The organism is Acetobacterium sp., assembly GCF_030652775.1.
GTDB lineage: Bacteria > Bacillota > Clostridia > Eubacteriales > Eubacteriaceae > Acetobacterium.
Genome location: NZ_JAUSPS010000037.1, coordinates 72,636 through 89,196, shown reverse-complemented (window position 1 = coordinate 89,196; position 16,561 = coordinate 72,636). Strand labels below are relative to the sequence as shown.

General features: G+C 46.0%; 12 protein-coding genes. 3 read left to right on the top strand and 9 right to left on the bottom strand.

Translation table 11 applies throughout. From position 1 onward, the window contains the following. Positions 1–33: 33 nt before the first annotated feature. The 4 genes from Q7J41_RS06295 to cax all read right to left on the bottom strand — a co-directional run bounded on the left by Q7J41_RS06295 (position 34) and on the right by cax (position 6,881). The gene (locus Q7J41_RS06295; RefSeq protein WP_304886316.1) at positions 34–1,437 is read right to left on the bottom strand and encodes a DUF1254 domain-containing protein; all 1,404 of its coding nucleotides are present in this window, start codon (positions 1,435–1,437) and stop codon (positions 34–36) included. Positions 1,438–1,614: 177 nt separating this feature from the next. Next, on the bottom strand, positions 1,615–3,615 hold the full coding sequence (locus tag Q7J41_RS06290) for a serine hydrolase (RefSeq protein WP_304886314.1): 2,001 nt from the start codon (positions 3,613–3,615) through the stop codon (positions 1,615–1,617). 72 nt (positions 3,616–3,687) lie between these two features. Continuing rightward, on the bottom strand, positions 3,688–5,685 hold the full coding sequence (locus Q7J41_RS06285) for a serine hydrolase (protein ID WP_304886312.1): 1,998 nt from the start codon (positions 5,683–5,685) through the stop codon (positions 3,688–3,690). Positions 5,686–5,837: 152 nt separating this feature from the next. Next, positions 5,838–6,881 (bottom strand): calcium/proton exchanger, encoded by a 1,044-nt coding sequence (gene cax, locus Q7J41_RS06280; RefSeq protein WP_304886310.1) that lies wholly within the window; start codon positions 6,879–6,881, stop codon positions 5,838–5,840. A gap of 228 nt (positions 6,882–7,109) precedes the next feature. On the opposite strand from cax, the gene Q7J41_RS06275 reads away from it, so the two are divergent. Beyond that, complete coding sequence (locus tag Q7J41_RS06275; protein ID WP_304886308.1) at positions 7,110–7,967, top strand: sensor domain-containing diguanylate cyclase; 858 nt, start codon at positions 7,110–7,112, stop codon at positions 7,965–7,967. A 108-nt stretch (positions 7,968–8,075) separates the two neighbouring features. Here the strand turns inward: Q7J41_RS06275 and Q7J41_RS06270 are convergent, their stop codons facing one another. After that, positions 8,076–8,324 carry a GlsB/YeaQ/YmgE family stress response membrane protein gene (locus Q7J41_RS06270; protein WP_026393671.1) on the bottom strand — a complete coding sequence of 83 codons (249 nt, stop codon included), beginning with the start codon at positions 8,322–8,324 and terminating at the stop codon, positions 8,076–8,078. A gap of 403 nt (positions 8,325–8,727) precedes the next feature. Here Q7J41_RS06270 and Q7J41_RS06265 point away from each other — a divergent pair, with 403 nt between their 5' ends. Continuing rightward, positions 8,728–9,390, top strand: a complete 663-nt coding sequence (locus Q7J41_RS06265; protein WP_304886305.1) for a GTP pyrophosphokinase family protein — start codon at positions 8,728–8,730, stop codon at positions 9,388–9,390. A 195-nt stretch (positions 9,391–9,585) separates the two neighbouring features. Beyond that, entirely contained in the window at positions 9,586–10,080 is a 495-nt protein-coding gene (locus tag Q7J41_RS06260; protein WP_304886303.1) for a rubrerythrin family protein, read from the top strand. 124 nt (positions 10,081–10,204) lie between these two features. Here the strand turns inward: Q7J41_RS06260 and Q7J41_RS06255 are convergent, their stop codons facing one another. The 4 genes from Q7J41_RS06255 to Q7J41_RS06240 are packed head-to-tail and all read right to left on the bottom strand — an operon-like array spanning position 10,205 to position 16,533. Continuing rightward, positions 10,205–12,352, bottom strand: coding sequence for an NHLP bacteriocin export ABC transporter permease/ATPase subunit (locus Q7J41_RS06255; protein WP_304886300.1), 2,148 nt, complete (start codon positions 12,350–12,352; stop codon positions 10,205–10,207). A 3-nt stretch (positions 12,353–12,355) separates the two neighbouring features. Beyond that, positions 12,356–14,557, bottom strand: coding sequence for an NHLP family bacteriocin export ABC transporter peptidase/permease/ATPase subunit (locus Q7J41_RS06250; protein ID WP_304886298.1), 2,202 nt, complete (start codon positions 14,555–14,557; stop codon positions 12,356–12,358). Positions 14,558–14,573: 16 nt separating this feature from the next. Continuing rightward, on the bottom strand, positions 14,574–15,398 hold the full coding sequence (locus tag Q7J41_RS06245; RefSeq protein WP_304886297.1) for an HlyD family efflux transporter periplasmic adaptor subunit: 825 nt from the start codon (positions 15,396–15,398) through the stop codon (positions 14,574–14,576). Further along, positions 15,391–16,533 carry an ABC transporter substrate-binding protein gene (locus Q7J41_RS06240; RefSeq protein ID WP_304886295.1) on the bottom strand — a complete coding sequence of 381 codons (1,143 nt, stop codon included), beginning with the start codon at positions 16,531–16,533 and terminating at the stop codon, positions 15,391–15,393. Before Q7J41_RS06240 ends, Q7J41_RS06245 begins: the two co-directional genes overlap by 8 nt. Positions 16,534–16,561: the final 28 nt, after the last annotated feature.

The following is a 16,561-nucleotide window of genomic DNA, read 5'->3' as shown; positions in this document are numbered from 1 at the left end:
CATTTTCCCAAGCGCTACCGACGATCTGATTTTTTATTCAGCCTTTTTAATTGTTGGCGGTTGCCAGGTTCCATTTAACACCGACTCCTGAGGGAGATAGATACGCAGATACAAATGGAAATTATCGGCCGAAATCGGCAGCCAGTTATTTGCCATTGTAGCATCTGCTGGCGCCTGCGTTTGCAGCAATAGATCCAGCGAGCCATCCTGATTATAGGTTACGGTGCTGCGGTCATTAATACTGTAGCGGTTAATTGGATTATCGATCAAAAAATTATTACTGTCATAGGCTGTGATCGACCAGAAACCCGTGTCTTTGGTGGGCGGTAACTGGTCTTTATCAAAATGAATGACATAATTATTGGTACCATCGAAGGTTACGCCATCGCTGTCGGTATTGGTATTGGGGTAAATAGCCACTGATACCGGATTGGCCGCCAAGCCATTTAAGGCAATCAATGCCCGGTAATCATATTCGGTGCCAAATTCCGCCACCGGTTCACCAAAGAACCGCCAATTATTCATTTGGACAAGGAAATCCTGGGAGTCATTAAACAGCGTTGTCGACAGGCTATTGATCATTTCGGTCCAGTCTTCCTGACCCGAATCGCCCAGTATCGCTTCATCAAACTTAAGACCCGGTCCTACTCCGACCGCACTGATTTTTTCAATCATGGCCTGATCGGCATTGACTGGAGGATTGGCAACCATTAACTGATTCGCAGTATTAAAAAACTCAGCCGGGGACATCTGTAAAACGTGTTCGATCGGGATGAAGTTTTCACTTTCATCATAGCTGCCCTTAGCCGGGATATAGGCTTCGCCTGACAAATAGTTTGCTAAAGGTAGCAGTTGCATCTTATTTTGAATGGCGTACACATTCGCCAGATCTGCTTCGCCGTAACTGAGTACCCGACATAAAATCCAGGTCATATTTGTTGGCATCGCTACCTGGGTGAGGTTATTGGGAATTTCACCACTGTAATTGGGTCCAGTGATCAGAAAAGCTGTCTGATCGGAATTATCGCTGCCAGAACCGGTGATTTTCACCGCATTGGTAAAGCCGTCCATGATCTCCCCGGAACAGAAACGATCGGCTTTGGGCATCACGAAAACCATTGCCGTCTCCGAAAGATCCAAAAATGCCTGCGAATAAAGCGTATCGGTATTGAGGGTGACGACATCTTTGGCACTGGCATTGGCCAGGTTATGGCTGTGAAACAACTGATTGACCGGCGCCTGCGTTGTTGTTGGTTCGACGGTATTGGTCATTTTTTCCATGGTGGCATTCACTAACACCAACGGAAAAGTATAAACATAAGCATCATAAATGGTCTCCCATTGGCTCTGTTCTTTCGTTTCACGATTACTGGCACTACAACCAGAAACCAACATCACGACCAACAACAAACATAATAGCTTTGTGATCTTCTTCATTACAAATTTCCCTCTCTTTTACTTTCAGATCAGACCGTGTCCACGATTAACCTGAAGAATTACCCCGCTGAGCTTTTCAGCTTACGATAAATTGTTCAATTGAATTTATTGTAACCCAATTGGGGCAAAAAAATAAGACTCAAAATAAAGTTTAAGTCTTATTTCTTGTTTTACTTTTTAAAAGCTGTACTGATAGGGGAATTGATCGCCTTCATTCCCAATAAACATCACATAGGAACCGGCTGTGACTGGAACACTTTCAGAAACTGCGTAAAGACTGTCATAGCTGAGCGTAAAATCTGGTGCAAAGATAATCACCCGGCTGCCTTCCGGCATCGTTACCCCAAAGGTACCCTCAGCATCAAGTTTTCTGACCTGGTTTTCATTTGCCTTGGCAATACTGATGGTCTCATCTTTTGCCAGCACAGCAACATCCTGAGCATCGATAAAGGTATAACTCATCATATTAAGAACTTTTTTCCCGTTGACTTCGCTAATTCGCGATTCAACCAAGTCCCGGGCATAAGGCAGGATCATTTCGGCGCTGTTGCCATCTTTCAAGCGGTAGGGCGTAAAGGTATCGTCACCGCCAAAATAGATGAAGCCCGGCAATTCTGGAATACTGCCGGTGGCAGCGACAAAGGTATTCAGGTCAATGGCACTGAAATTCGTGGGGATCCACCATTTATTGGCAAAGTTCTGGGTATCCACGGGATTGACTGAAGCAATCCCCTGAGCCACAACCAGCGAATAGTCGGCTGTCGGAAGGGTTTGCAGGATCAGTTTTTGCCCAAAGCTATCACTGAAAGACAGCCGATTTCCGGACGGCAGATAGAAATAACCGTCATCCATATAAGCATAGGTTCCAGAACTGACAAATTCGCTGCCATTGAATTTTTTGTAGTTCATGGTGTTGTTCTGTCGGTCAAACTCAACTTTGATGGTACTGCCATTGGCCCCATAATATCCAGCAAAGCTGCCCAGCTGATCGGGAATCGCGGCCGGTTTAGGCGCTGCCGCGGCACTGGTTTCACTTCCCGGCAAAGCGCCCTTTTCCTCCAGTAAAGCCTGGGTAATGGCATTAGTGATCGTGGTTGTATCGGCGGTGCCAGCAAAGATCACGGCCACCGCTAAGCCCTGTTCTGGCAGCACATAAAGCTGTGAGTTAAACTGCAGGGTGCCGCCGTTTTTGCTGAGCACCTGAATTCCCTGTTCGGCAAAATCCGCCACCGATACCATATCCCAGCCCAATCCATAATTGGTAATTGGCGTTCCTGCCGGCACTGTTTCTGGGGCATATTGGGGGCTGGTATATTCGCTAAAAGACTCAGCGGTCATGATCTTATTGGTCAATAAAGCGTTGCCGAACCGGCATAAATCTGCAGCAGTGGCGGAAATCCCCCCGGTGCCCATCAGGTTGACATATTCCGCCGGTAGGGCTGACCCGTCGTCGTTGTTGTATTTCAGGGCAATATTAGGATTGTCCGGTTTAAAATAACAACTGCTGTCTTCCATGCCAGACTTCGAAAAAATATGCTGATTTAAATATTCTGCATAAGACTGGCCGGATACTTTTTCGATCAGCACTTCTGCCAGGGTAAAGCCATCGTTGCAGTAAACACTGACCACCCCGGGATCATCCTTTAAATTGCTGTTAGCCAGATAGACCATAAAATTCGTCAGAAAATCCGGATCCTCTGCTGCTGCAAAACCATTATAAATATCGGTTCCTGGCAATCCTGATGAATGATTTAGCAGCATCCGTACCGTGATATTTTTGTAACGGCAATCCTGCATGGTAAAATCCGGAACATAATCGACTACCGGTTTATCCAGATCCACCTTGCCCTCTTCGACCAGCTGCATTACCGCTGCCGCCGTAAAAATCTTACTGACCGAACCAATATTAAACTGGGTACTGGAGTTTACCCCCAGAGCATCCCCTCGATTGGCCATGGCAAAGCCCTCTTCATAAACAATTTTGCCATTGTCCATAACGGCCACGGTGGCACTGGACGCTCCGCCGCCAGAAATGGCCTTCCAGATTTCCGTTCGGGCCGTTACCATGGTTTTTTCATAACTCTGGCTTTGGCTCTGGGAAGGGGTTGTGGCACAGCCCGATAAAGGTACAAGCAGCACGATCAAACTCAGACCGATTGTCAGCATTTTTTTAAACATTTTCTTCATCCTTTCACGCATAAATTTTTTTATTACTACAAAATTTTAATTGCCTGCGAATCGTCGTCCCCGCTACTGTTCTAAGCGGTAGTCAAATGAGAATGCATCTCCCGGTTTTCCGACAAAGATCAGATAAGACCCTGCTGCAACTGTGGTTTCTTCGGTATCGCTGGTGATACTGTCGTAGCTTGGCTGCAGATCAGGATCGTAAATAACAACACGACCGCCTTCGGGAATAGTGGCACTGAAGGTGCCGTCATTATCCAGCTTTCTGCACACATTCAGGCCATCACTACCAATAGTGATCGGTTCATCTTTTTGCAATGATACCACATCGGCCGTATTCATCAATTGATAATTCATCACGGTTAAAATAGCTTGACCATTGTTCTCGTTGATAAAAGCTTGGGTCTGATCTCTTCCATAAGGCAGTACCATCTGGGTGGTGCTGGCATCCTTTAAGCCATAGAGGGTGTAATCATTATTGGTGACATAATAAATATAGCCCGGTAGCTCAGTTAGCACCCCGGTTTTGGATGCGATGGCGTTGCCATCAATGGCACTGAGATTGGTGGGAAGCCATGATTTCCCGTTAAATTTACTGGTCTCCAGAGCCGGATCTCCGGCTTCTATTTTTTGTCCTGAAACAAAACCGGCATCGCTGCTGAGATCATAAACCACAAAAAGTTTTTTTCCATAATTTTCAGCAAATCCCACCCGGTAGCCGACCGGCAAATGAAAATAACCGTCGCTGAGATATGGATAGGTGCCCTGGGTTTCAAACTTGCCATCATGATATTTTTTGTAGATCATGGCGTTCTTCTCGTTATTAAATTCAATTTGCATGATGGCTGAGCCATCCCCATAAATTCCGGCATAAGGCAGGATTGAAGCAGGGATGGTGGTGACCGTCGGTTCAGCTTTGGCAATTTCCGCAACCTGACCAAGGCTATTTTCATCAATGATCGACTGGACAATATCATTAGCAACCCCAGTTACATCGGCATTTCCGGCAAAGACAATCGCCACTGAGATATTTTCCTCGGGCAGCAGATATAATTGCGAATTGTATTGCGGCGACCCGCCATTTTTACCAATTACCTTGATTCCCTGAAGTTCAAAATCGGGCACGGAAACGGTGTCCCAACCTAACCCATAGGAGTAAAGAGGCGTTCCGGAAGGAATCGTTTCATCACCATACTGGGGACTTGTGTATTCGGTAATCATGGCTTCGTTCATAATTTTTCCCTGGAACAGCGCCTGGCCATAACGGCATAAATCCGTCGCTGTCGATGCGATTCCGCCAGAACCCAAGCTGTTAATGTATTCTACCGGGGCGGCCGTACCATCCTCGTTGTACTTTATGGCGATGTCTGTATTACCCGCTTTAAAATAACAACTGCTGTTCTTCATCCCCGCTTTTGTAAAGATATTTGTCGCCAGATAATCGGCAAAAGACTGGCCGGAAACCTTTTCCACCAGAATTTCCGCAAAGGTGAAACAATCATTACAATAGACGCTGATCTTCCCCGGATCTCCGGTTAGTTCGGTGCCGGCCAGGTAGGCCAGAAAATTTTCGGTATAGCTTGGGTCCGGCTCCGTTGTTTCGGCATTGTTGGTATAGGTGCCGGGAAATGCGGCGGTATGATTCAGCAGCATTCTGACGGTGATATCCTTGTATCGACTGTCTATCATGGTGAACTCCGGCAGGTAGTCAACCACCGGTTGATCCAGTTCCAGTTTTCCGTCTTCGCAAAGCTGCAAGATTGCGGCCGCAGTAAACACCTTGCTGACTGAACAGATATTAAACTGGGTATCTTCAGTAACCGCCCGCCCGGCGGCTCTGTCGGCCATCGCAAAACCTTCCTGATAGACGATGTTGCCATTGTCGATAATCGCCACGGTGGCACTGGAGGCCCCATCTGCTGAGATGGCATTCCAAATCTCGGTTCGCGCCATCGCAATGGTTTTTTCATAGCTTTTGGGTTCTGCTTTTTGTGCGCTACACCCGGAAAATACCAGCACCATCAATATCAGCGAGAATCCCCAGATCAGAATTTTTCTTTTCATTACCATCCGTTCCTTTCCCAAATCACCCAGCATTTTTCCGCTATTTCTTTTTTACCCTAATTCGACTCATTTATCAATTCTTTTGTATGAAAAAAACAGACAGTTGTCAGCATATCTGTTTTTCCGGGTCTTCTCATATTCGATTCTCTTGATCACAAAATAAAAAACGATACCGCCATGATCAGGTAGACCGCCAGCAGCTGAACCCCTTCCAGCCAGTTGGATTCGCCGTCACTGGCTACCCGATTGGCAATCAGCACCGACAACACCAGCGCTACCAGTTCAAATTCATTGAAAATGATGCTCATCGGCGTAAACAACAGACTCAAAAAAATCAGCACCGGCGTGACAAACAGAATCATCTGGAGACTGGAACCAATGGCAATCTCCATCGCCACGTCCATTTTATTTTTATATGCCATCACAATAGCGGTGCTATGTTCGGCAGCATTTCCGATAATTGGCACCAGAATAATCCCGACGAAAAACTCACTGAGTCCAATGGCTTCGGTCATCGGCTCAACCGCTCCCACAAACAACTCACTTTCGACGCCGATGAGGACGGTGGCACCAACTAAAACCGCAATGGCCTTGTTGAGTGACCACTTCGGCGAGGCTTCCTCCTCCGGCACCGCTGAATAAATATCTTTATGGGTATAAAAAGAAAAATACAGACTCATCAGATAGATGGCAAACATGATCACTGCCACCGTAATACTGAGACCCTCATAGCGGGTATTCAAAAGATCGGCGGCAACGGTATGGGTAAAGATCGCTGGAACGGTTAAGCCAATGACGGCAAACAGCAGCATACTGGATGAAACCTCAATGGATTGTTTGTTAAAAGACTGAGACTTGAATTTCATCCCCCCCATCAGCATGCTGGCGCCCAGCACCAACAGGATATTGCCAATGACCGAACCGGCAATTGACGCTTTCACCACATCAAACAGACCTGCCTGCATGGCAAAAAAGGCAATGATCAATTCGGTAGCATTACCAAAGGTAGCATTGAGGAATCCACCAATTCGCGGTCCTGAATAGAAAGAAATTTCTTCCGTTGCTTCCCCCATGATACCCGCCAATGGGATAATAGCCAACGCCGAAAGAATAAATATCAATGTCGGTGAAAAATGCATGAATTCTCCCGCAATACTTATCGGGACAAAAATCAGTAAAAACCTTAGTATCTTCATCTACGCTCACGACTTCCTCATTTTTTAATTTCTGATACGATGACACTGGTAAAAGAATACCACAAATCTTAACGAAAACAAATGCGAATTTAAGAAAGCGCCGAACTTTTTCGGCGGCAAAAATAAATAAATTGACGCGCTAAAATTTTACTGCAAAGATACCCAACTCAGGCTATAATAAGTATTAAATCTAAACCGTTAATATTTAAATTTTCTGGAGGTATTTCCATGACACTGGATAATGAACAGTACCGGATCATTGTTGAGTCATCCCCTAACATGATCTGGCGCGCAGGTACCGATACATTGTGTAATTACTTTAATACCACCTGGCTGAGCTTTTCCGGCAAAGCCATGGCCGAAGAAGTCGGAACCGGCTGGGCCGAAGGCGTTCACCCTGATGATTTTGACATGTGCCTGAAAATATATTTAGACGCCTTTGCCAAACAGGAATCCTTCGAAATGGAATATCGGCTTAAACGAAGGGATGGCGTTTATCGATGGATCAATGACCGGGGTGTTCCCTACTTTATCAACGATCACGAATTTGCCGGCTATATTGGCAGCTGTATGGATGTGACGGATAAAGTGGAAGGTCAGAAAATGCGCGATCTCGCCCAGCGGGACGGTCTGACCCGGATCTACAACCGCCAGTATTTTGAACAATTGGCTACTGTTGAATTTTCCAAAGCCAAACGGTTTCAATCTGATCTTTGTGTTGCGATGATCGACATCGATCGGTTTAAGAATATCAACGATACCTATGGTCATCACGCCGGGGATCAGGTTTTAACTACGGTCGCCCAAACTATTAATGAAAGCATCCGGGATTTTGACCTTTTTGGTCGCTATGGTGGCGATGAATTTGTATTGCTGATGTCAAACACCAATTATGCCGAAGCTTCCATCCTCATCGCCCGCTTAAAGGATGTTCTCGAGGCCATCGAAATTAGTTATAACGACACCCTTATCCACATCAGTGCCAGTTTTGGATTATACCAGATGCACGACGAAGAAATTCTGGAAAAGGTCATCATTGAAGCCGACAAGAAGTTGTATGAAATAAAAAACAGCCGCACAAAATAACCCCCTCATTTGCTTGCGTATCGGTCTTTCTTGCGCTTAAAAAAAGTCGGGAAAGAGATAAATGCTATCTCTTTCCCGACCAATTGGAACATCTAGTTAAATATGCTCTTATTTTGTAAACAAATTGATGATAACCAGCAGGATTACCGCCCCCACTGAGGCAACAAAAATACTCCATAAATTAAATCCAGTTACTCCGGCTGTTCCGAAAAAGCTAAATACAAAACCACCGATCATTGCGCCCAGAATCCCGACTACAATATTTTTAATTAATCCCATCTTTTCATTGTTTTTAGTCAGCATGCTGGCCAGCCAGCCGGCTAAACCTCCAAGTATAATCCAGGTGAAAAATCCCATAGGGCCACTTCCTTTCTTTCTCTATTTGTTGTTATTATACCCATTGATCCTAAAACAAATCTGTCGATTCGTCAGATGTCGCCGAATAAGCTTTACCAGCGCTGTTATTTCCATTGAATCCCTTGGCTGTCACTAGGAATTTCGTTTTTAATAATTACATCAACCCAATCTTTAAAATGCACCTAAGGTTTTAGATGTATAATCACAAATTGTAGACTTTATTTAAGATCAACCGCATCCATCAAATGCGTTCATCATTGTTGAAATACTTTTTAAGGCTTATCTCGCCAGCCTTCATTGATATTACAATGTCTCCCGATTCCCTATTCACAGCTTATTTATTAACACGATTAACTATAGAAAGGCACTTTCTACTCTTAACTGATTAAAAGTGATAAAAACAATGCAAATTAATTCAACCGAAGTCCCCTTTTCTGAAGATCTGGACATTAACGGAAGTCTGAAGGAGTTTCTCCTTCAACAGCAGATTTATCGAGCAGCCATCAAAGAAATTAAAACCAAGCTTGAAATCCTGGATGAAGAATTCCAGGCCAGATACGACCATAATCCGATTCATCATATGGAATACCGCTTAAAGGCACCCCAGAGCATCGCTGAAAAAATGCAGAAAAAAGGTCTGGAGATTACTGCCGAGAACATCCGCAAAAACTTGACTGATATTGCCGGGGTTCGAGTCATCTGTAACTATTTGAATGATATTAACCATATTGCCAACCTGTTAGTCCGTCAGGATGATATTACCCTGGTCCGAAAAAACGACTATATTGCTGAGCCGAAGAAAAACGGCTACCGCAGCCTCCATCTGATCGTACTGGTGCCCATTTTCCTTGCCGAAAGAACCGAATCTGTTCCCGTTGAAATCCAAATTAGAACCATCGCTATGGATTTCTGGGCCAGTCTTGAGCATCAGCTCAAATACAAAGGCCATAACGATATGTCTGAGGGTCTCCGGGAACGACTGAAATACTGTGCCGAGTCGATTACCCGACTTGATGAAGAAATGCAGATGATTTATGAGGAAATCACCGCTGACGACTGCGAGTAACAATAATCGATACCGAGGCAATTGCTTCGGTTTTTTTATTTTCATTTTAACTTTTTTTTAAATTTCATTGACACTGCGATTTTTCTATGGTATCTTATTTATAATCATTACTATTTAGTAATTGTTATTTTATAATGCTGCTTGATCTTAACGAATCAAACTGTCTAATTAAAATATTGATATGGAGGAAAACAAATGTCAGAATCTAAAACACTTAACAATCTTATGGAGGCGTTTGCCGGCGAGTCCCAGGCAAACAGAAAGTACACTGCTTATTCAAAGAAAGCTGAAGCAGATGGGAACATTAATGCGGCTAAATTATTTAAAGCTGCGGCTGATGCGGAAACCCTGCATGCCCTGAAGCATTTTGAAGTGGCCGGAAAGATCCATACTACTGCTGAAAACCTTAAAGATGCGGTCGCTGGCGAAACCCATGAATATACCGAAATGTATCCTGACTTTTTAAAAGAAGCTGAAGCCGAAGGAAACAAAGAAGCCATTAAGACCTTTACCTTGGCCATGAAAGCGGAAGCTGTTCATGCCAAACTGTATCAGGAAGCCCTGGAAAATCTGGATCAAACCGAAGAAGTCTTTTACTACCTTTGCCCACTCTGTGGCAATATTGAAAAAATAGTGCCAGATAAATGCGTTATCTGCGGCGTTCCCGGAACCAGCTTCATTAAGTATTAATATCAGCATACATATAACACCCTCAATCAAATAATCAAACAAATCTCCTAACCTGATAAAACCAGAAGCATCACATCGCTTAAACGGCAGGATGCTTCTGGTTTTTTATTTTTCTGCTTTTTATCTAAACCAACTGTCTTTTAGCGTATTTATAAAAATAAGCTTCTTTTTTCATCAGCTCGTCATAGGTGCCGGCTTCCACGATGTTACCTTTTTCCAGCACCAGAATCCGATCGCAATCCATGATCGTGCTGAGCCGATGAGCAATGACAATTCGGGTGGCATCGAGATTTTTCATGCTTTCTGAGACAATCTTCTGGGAGCGGTTATCCAGGGCGCTGGTGGCTTCGTCAAAAAAGATGATCGCCGGATTGGCAGCAATCGCTCTGGCGATCAGCAACTTTTGCCGCTGTCCCCCGGACAGGGTTCCAGCACCCTCAGCCACCATCGTTTTAAGACCCATCGGCATTTCCCGGATTTCTTCGTCCATACCTACTTTTTTAAGCAATTCCCAGACATCCTCTTCGGTCAGTTCTTTTTTTGAGCCGGCAATGTTGGATAAGATATCCCCGGGGATCAGCTGGCTGTCCTGGAGCACCACTCCCATTTGCTTTCTGATTTCCCGGATATCAACACTTTCCAGATCAAATCCGCCGCAGTAAATCGTGCCGCTGGTCGGTTTTTCAAAGCCCAGCAGTAACCGCAACAGGGTTGACTTACCGCTGCCGGAGGCACCAATAATGGCCACGTATTCGCCATGTTTGATGTTGATGAAAATATTGTCCAGAATCGTTGCGCCGCCCTCGTAATAGGAAAAGTACAGGTGCTTTATTTCAATGTCACCCTGAATTTTTCCTGGCGTGGTTTTAAAACAATCCACTTCCGGAACCCCATCAATAATCGGTTTGGTGTTTTCATACTGTGGCACCACGCTATTGATGGAAATCAGGGTTTGAACCAGTCCCAGCAGGGAGGATATAAAAATAGCAAAGGCCGAATTGATGGCCACAAAGCCCCCGGAGGAAATGCTGTTGACACTGACATAATAATAGATCACACACATCGACAGGGTCGGCAGCGCAATAGTCGTCAATCGCAACAGCGCCATCAGCTGGCCTCGTTTATACTCCACCTTTCGCTGTTTGGCATACTCCCTGACCCATTTCAGATAGGAGCGGCTTTCAGCTCCGGCCACCCGCAGCCGCGAAACCGAGGTGATCAGCTCAAACACCATTCCTGAAATATCATTGGACATTTCCAGTGAGGTGCGCTGACATTTCATTTGCATTTTTCCGATCACTAGAGTGATGGCCACGCTGATGGCGGTTAAAACCATAGCAAGCCAACCAATGGTGGGATTGATGGTAAAAATATACAATCCATTGATAATCGAAAAAGAGCTGGTGATGATCATGGTAATGACGTTAACCGATAAAATTTTCTGAATCATCGCAAAGCCGGTGGCCCGCATCGCCAGCGCTCCGGATGAATACTGTTTAAAAAACGAAGCTGGCAGCGATAACAGTTTATCCAGTAATGAATTCTGCAAAATCGACAGTTTACCCTGAATTCTGAGAATACAAATGTTTTGAACCATCGTAAACAAACCCCGGCTGATGGCCACGGCCACTAGGATAAACCCCACCACCAGAATCGTCACCGATTGATTTTGGGGAATCCAGACGTTAAAGGTCTCCTGCATTGCCATTGCCGGCAGCAGCGATAACAGCGCGGTTACCACTGCCAGTACCAGAGTCCAGATCAGATCCCGCCGCCTAAACAGTTTTAAGCCCAATTTTACCATATCTAAAAAAGATACCGGTTCCTTGGGTAAGGGCGGGTAAAAGACATAGGCGCGGTCGAACTCCAACTGGGCATCGACTTCTTGCGACGCCCCATCAGCACGAAAGCACCGGTAGCGGGTTGGTGATTTGGGGATCAGAGCGACCGCCTCTCCGGCCATGGTAAAGGCCAGCATCGGGCCATTGTCGCTTTTATACCAATCCGCTTTCAAGTCCACCTGGCGAATGCGAAATCCTGATTCATCGGCAATCAGTTTAAATTGATCACCGCCGCTACTTAGCTTTCTCAGGGGAGGGATTTTTACGGCAATTCCCATCGCTTCGGCGACCTTGATCACTGCCGCAATCAGCGGGTTATCGTCCTGGGATGCCGCCGATTTTTTGGGGGACAAAACGCTGTCAAAGGCTTTTTTGGCGCTGTTATCATACTTTTTATTGATCTGTCGGATTTCTTCTAATTTTTTTGCCATCTCTTATCCCTCAGTTCTGATCAGACTTGCGTACTCGCCGCCCAAAGTCATCAATTCTTCATGGGTGCCGCGCTCTTTAACAACCCCGCAACTCAGCACGATGATCTCATCACAATCGCGAATCGTCGATAACCGGTGCGCTACCAGAATGGTGCTGATACCGCGACGCCGGATATTTTCACTGACCTCGGCCTCGGTGGCCGTATCCAGTGCGCTGGTGGCCTCATCCATCACCAGGATCCGGGGATTTTTACATAACGCCCGGGCGATTTCCAAGCGCTGCCGCTGACCGCCGCTTAAGTTTTTTCCACCTTCGCTTAAAATGTGGTCAAAGGCGTTGGGCAGCGCCAGAATATCCTCATAAATACAGGCATCTTTGGTGGCCTGAATGACATCTTCGACCGCAATGGTTTCATCCCACATGGTAATGTTATCCAACACCGAAGCCGAATACATCACAATTTCCTGATCCACCGAGCTCATCGTATTGACCCGCAGCTCGGCCGGAATTGCCTTAATATCGATGCCATCAATGCGTATTTCACCGCTCCAGGGCTGGTAGAGGGTGGTAATCATTTTGGCAATCGTCGATTTTCCGCTTCCCGATGAACCCACCAGGGCAATCGATCCCCCCGCCCGGAGTGTCAGATTCAAGCCCTGAATGATCGGGTCTGACAGTCGGTTATAGCCAAAGGTCAGATCCCGGATCTCGATCTCACCTTCCAGTTGATCGCAGTCAAACCCATCCAACGAAATCTTTTCCGATTCCAGGGCGATATCTTCCGGATATTTTTCCACATCATCCAAGCGCTGAATATCGGCGATCATCCCCTGTAAAGCGGCACTGGTACTAACCAACTCGCTCATTGGCTGGGTAAAGCCAGTCATCAGGGTATTAAAGGCCACAAAGGTCCCGATGGTCATGGTTCCCATTAACACATACTCACTACCGATGGTAAAGATCAGAGCCGTTAAGATAGCAGTCAGTAGAGTCGGCAGCACCGAAATAACAGCTTCCATCCGACCCATGCGCTGTTCAACGGCCAGCGTTTCGGCACTGAGTCCGGCAATGCGGGTAAAGAAATTGTCTTCCTCGCCAATCGACTTAATGGTTTCGATAGATTTCAGATTGACCATGATCCAGCCAATCGATTTTCCCTGATACTGCAGCAGCACCCGGTTGTTGTCAGCATTTTTTTTGGCTGTATACTGCAACAGAAAGATGTTGATCCCAGTGATGACAATGCCGATCAGGGTCAGAATAACATTATATTGAAAAAGCAGAATCAGGTATAAAAAGGCCGTGACCAGATTGACCAGAATTCGGGCCAGATTGGATGATAGCGCAGTTGCTACGGTATTGATGCTTTGCATCCGGCTGTTGATATCCCCGGATTGGCGCTGATTAAAAAACTCCACCGGCAACCGGAGGACGTGACGAAGATAGGTGCCGGCACTATCGATGGCAATGTAATTTTCCATCCGCACCAGCGCATTTTCCTTCAACCAATTGAGAATGGCCTGGAGCACCACTGTGTTTAACAAAATAAAAATAAAGACCAGGATATCAAATTTTTCGGTGTTATCGAGGTAATAATCGACAAATATTTTTGCGTAATTAGCAATAATCAGACCGGGAATAACCAGTAGTACTCCCAGCACCAGAGCATAGAGTAAGGGGGAAATCCCGGTTTGGGATAGCCGTTTAAACAACGCTTTCCAGACATCGGGCTTTTCTCCGACCTTCTTAAATTCCGGTCCCGGCCGAGACTCAATCACCACCCCGGTAAACATCTGTCCCAGTTCTTCTTCAGTGATTACCCGTTGTCCCGAAGCAGGATCGCACAAATACACCTTGTCGCTTTTAAACCCTTCTAAAACAACAAAGTGGCTGAAATCCCAGTGGATGATCACCGGCATTGACATATCTTTTAACTTATCCACCGTACAGACAAAGCCCTGGGATTCGAGGCCATACAGCCGCGCCGTTCTGGCAATATTTCCGGCTTTTACCCCGTCCCGGGAGACCCCACAGTCGATCCGCAACGTCTCCAGGGTTTCATAGCGCCCATAATAGGCCAGAATCATCGAGAGCGAGGCCACCCCGCATTCCACCGCTTCCATTTGCAGCACCACTGGTACCTTGGCTATTTTAGGCAGTTTTACGTTCGCCTCCCGACTTTTCTCGGTTTCTGATTTCGTCATAGGTCTGGCCGCCTTTCTAGGAGATAATCAAATCAATAAGATATAACTGATCGGTAAAAATTGTTGCACTGGCAGAGGTTCCGGCGGTTATTTCGCCGCTGAAACCATTGTTTTCTTTTGTCCAGATATAATTCCCCTGATCATCAACCTTGAGGTCAATGATAATTTGCATTTCGACAGGACTCTCTTCCTCCTGTGATAACCCACTGAGCTGAACACTGCGAACAATCCCTCTTAAATATCCGTACTCATCGGTGGCGGCTGATTCTACCGCCACAAACGCCCGATCCCCCTGCTTAACATTAATCGCCTGTTCATAGCTGGAATAAGCCAGAACCACCACTGTCGTTTCTTCGTTTTCCCGTTTGACGATTTGACATAAGGTCGAGTTCTTTGGCAAAAAAGCGCCATCCTGAAAACTCAGGTCTGCCACCATACCGCTTTCCATGGCGACAATCATCGTCTGCCGTTTGACCAGGCTTTTTTCCTGATCAGTTAAAACTGCCCCACCGATGATCTGAGCGGCTGTCCCCTCGGTGGTCAAAACGCCCAGTAGATCACCCCTCTTTACATAATCGCCATTGGAAACACTGAGCTGGGACAAGATCCCTTCATTTTCAACCACCACTTGAGCGGTTCCTTCGCCATAAGATACCACCGCATCCATGGTGGTGGTGATATTAATGGGGACGGTAATCGAGTAAATAATCACCCCGACTAAAAAAATGATAATCCCCAGCAATATCAGCAGATTCCCCGGTCCGATGACGGTCATCAGGGCTGCGTGTTCACTTTTTTTGGTACTTTTATCCTCTTTATTTTTAAAAATGGATTTACTCACTACCCTGTCCTCCCCCCGTCAAATTGTCTCTGGGCACCAATTGATCATTGACATAGATCTTCTGGAACACCGGAATCCCGTCGATCAGCCGTTTATCAAAGCTTAAACGGCCATAGACGGTATCAAAACTGTTCTCTCCCAGCACCTTTTTAAGGGCCGCTACGTCCAGACTCTGGGCCTGGTTCGCCGCGGCTGCCGCCAGGTGCATATTCATGTAGGCCTGAGCCGCTGGTAAATCCGGATTCTTCCCATAGGCCTGTTGATAAGCCTGAATAAATGCCACTTCGGAACCCGCCGTGGCGGTATTGTTAAAATAACTGGTGACCTGGGTCAGGCTTTTCATGCTCTGGGGAATTATATAGGGCTGAATCTCAATGTCATAGCTGGCAAAAATTGGCCGGGTATTGCCGGTTTTTTCCAGATACCCATAAAGCGCAGTGATATCCTCGCCGACACAGGCGGTAACGATGGCCTGGGCGCCCAGACTGTCCCATTTTTTTAGATAATAACGGAAATAATCAAGATTTGGCAGATAAGACACTGCATCAACAATTTCAATGCCGGCTTCCCCAGCATGTTCTTCAACTTTTTGAATATAATCTTTGCCATAGGTATTGCCGGCGGTATGAACAACCGCAATCCGGCGAATGCCCTGAGCGGCCATACTATTGACCATTTCACTGGCCATCGCATCGTCCGATGGAGCACAGAGATAGGCGCCCTCATTTTCTGCCAGATTTAATTTCGAGCTGGCGATAATCGGCGCAAACAGCAACTTATTATTCTGGTTATAGATGCTCTCCACCTTCAGCACATCATCGGTGCTCCGATGTCCGATGACAATCGGAAAACCCGGATTTTCGCCAATCCGGGTGGCTACTTCCACGGCGGTATTGGTGTTATTACCATCATCATTGTAATTGATTGCGATGGTTTGATTGTGGATCCCGCCCTGCTCATTGATCTCCTTAGCGGCCAGTTCGATGCCATTTTTGAAGGACTCACTGTACTCCTGCGAGAATGGATAAACCACATCCACCGACAGGGTGTTTGTTTTGGCAGTTTCTGCTGTGCAGCCAAAGCAAAACACCAGGCCAATCAATAAGATCGATAAGATCATAAGGTGTTTTTTCATAGCCTTCTCCTTACGTTTGTATAATTAT

Coding starts and splice junctions, on each gene's coding strand:
- Q7J41_RS06275 (WP_304886308.1), top strand. CDS start 7,110: ATGACACTGGATAATGAACAGTACCGGATCATTGTTGAGTCATCCCCT.
- Q7J41_RS06260 (WP_304886303.1), top strand. CDS start 9,586: ATGTCAGAATCTAAAACACTTAACAATCTTATGGAGGCGTTTGCCGGC.
- Q7J41_RS06290 (WP_304886314.1), bottom strand. CDS start 3,615: ATGTTTAAAAAAATGCTGACAATCGGTCTGAGTTTGATCGTGCTGCTT.
- Q7J41_RS06295 (WP_304886316.1), bottom strand. CDS start 1,437: ATGAAGAAGATCACAAAGCTATTATGTTTGTTGTTGGTCGTGATGTTG.
- Q7J41_RS06265 (WP_304886305.1), top strand. CDS start 8,728: ATGCAAATTAATTCAACCGAAGTCCCCTTTTCTGAAGATCTGGACATT.
- Q7J41_RS06250 (WP_304886298.1), bottom strand. CDS start 14,557: ATGACGAAATCAGAAACCGAGAAAAGTCGGGAGGCGAACGTAAAACTG.
- Q7J41_RS06255 (WP_304886300.1), bottom strand. CDS start 12,352: ATGGCAAAAAAATTAGAAGAAATCCGACAGATCAATAAAAAGTATGAT.
- Q7J41_RS06240 (WP_304886295.1), bottom strand. CDS start 16,533: ATGAAAAAACACCTTATGATCTTATCGATCTTATTGATTGGCCTGGTG.
- Q7J41_RS06270 (WP_026393671.1), bottom strand. CDS start 8,324: ATGGGATTTTTCACCTGGATTATACTTGGAGGTTTAGCCGGCTGGCTG.
- cax (WP_304886310.1), bottom strand. CDS start 6,881: ATGAAGATACTAAGGTTTTTACTGATTTTTGTCCCGATAAGTATTGCG.
- Q7J41_RS06285 (WP_304886312.1), bottom strand. CDS start 5,685: ATGAAAAGAAAAATTCTGATCTGGGGATTCTCGCTGATATTGATGGTG.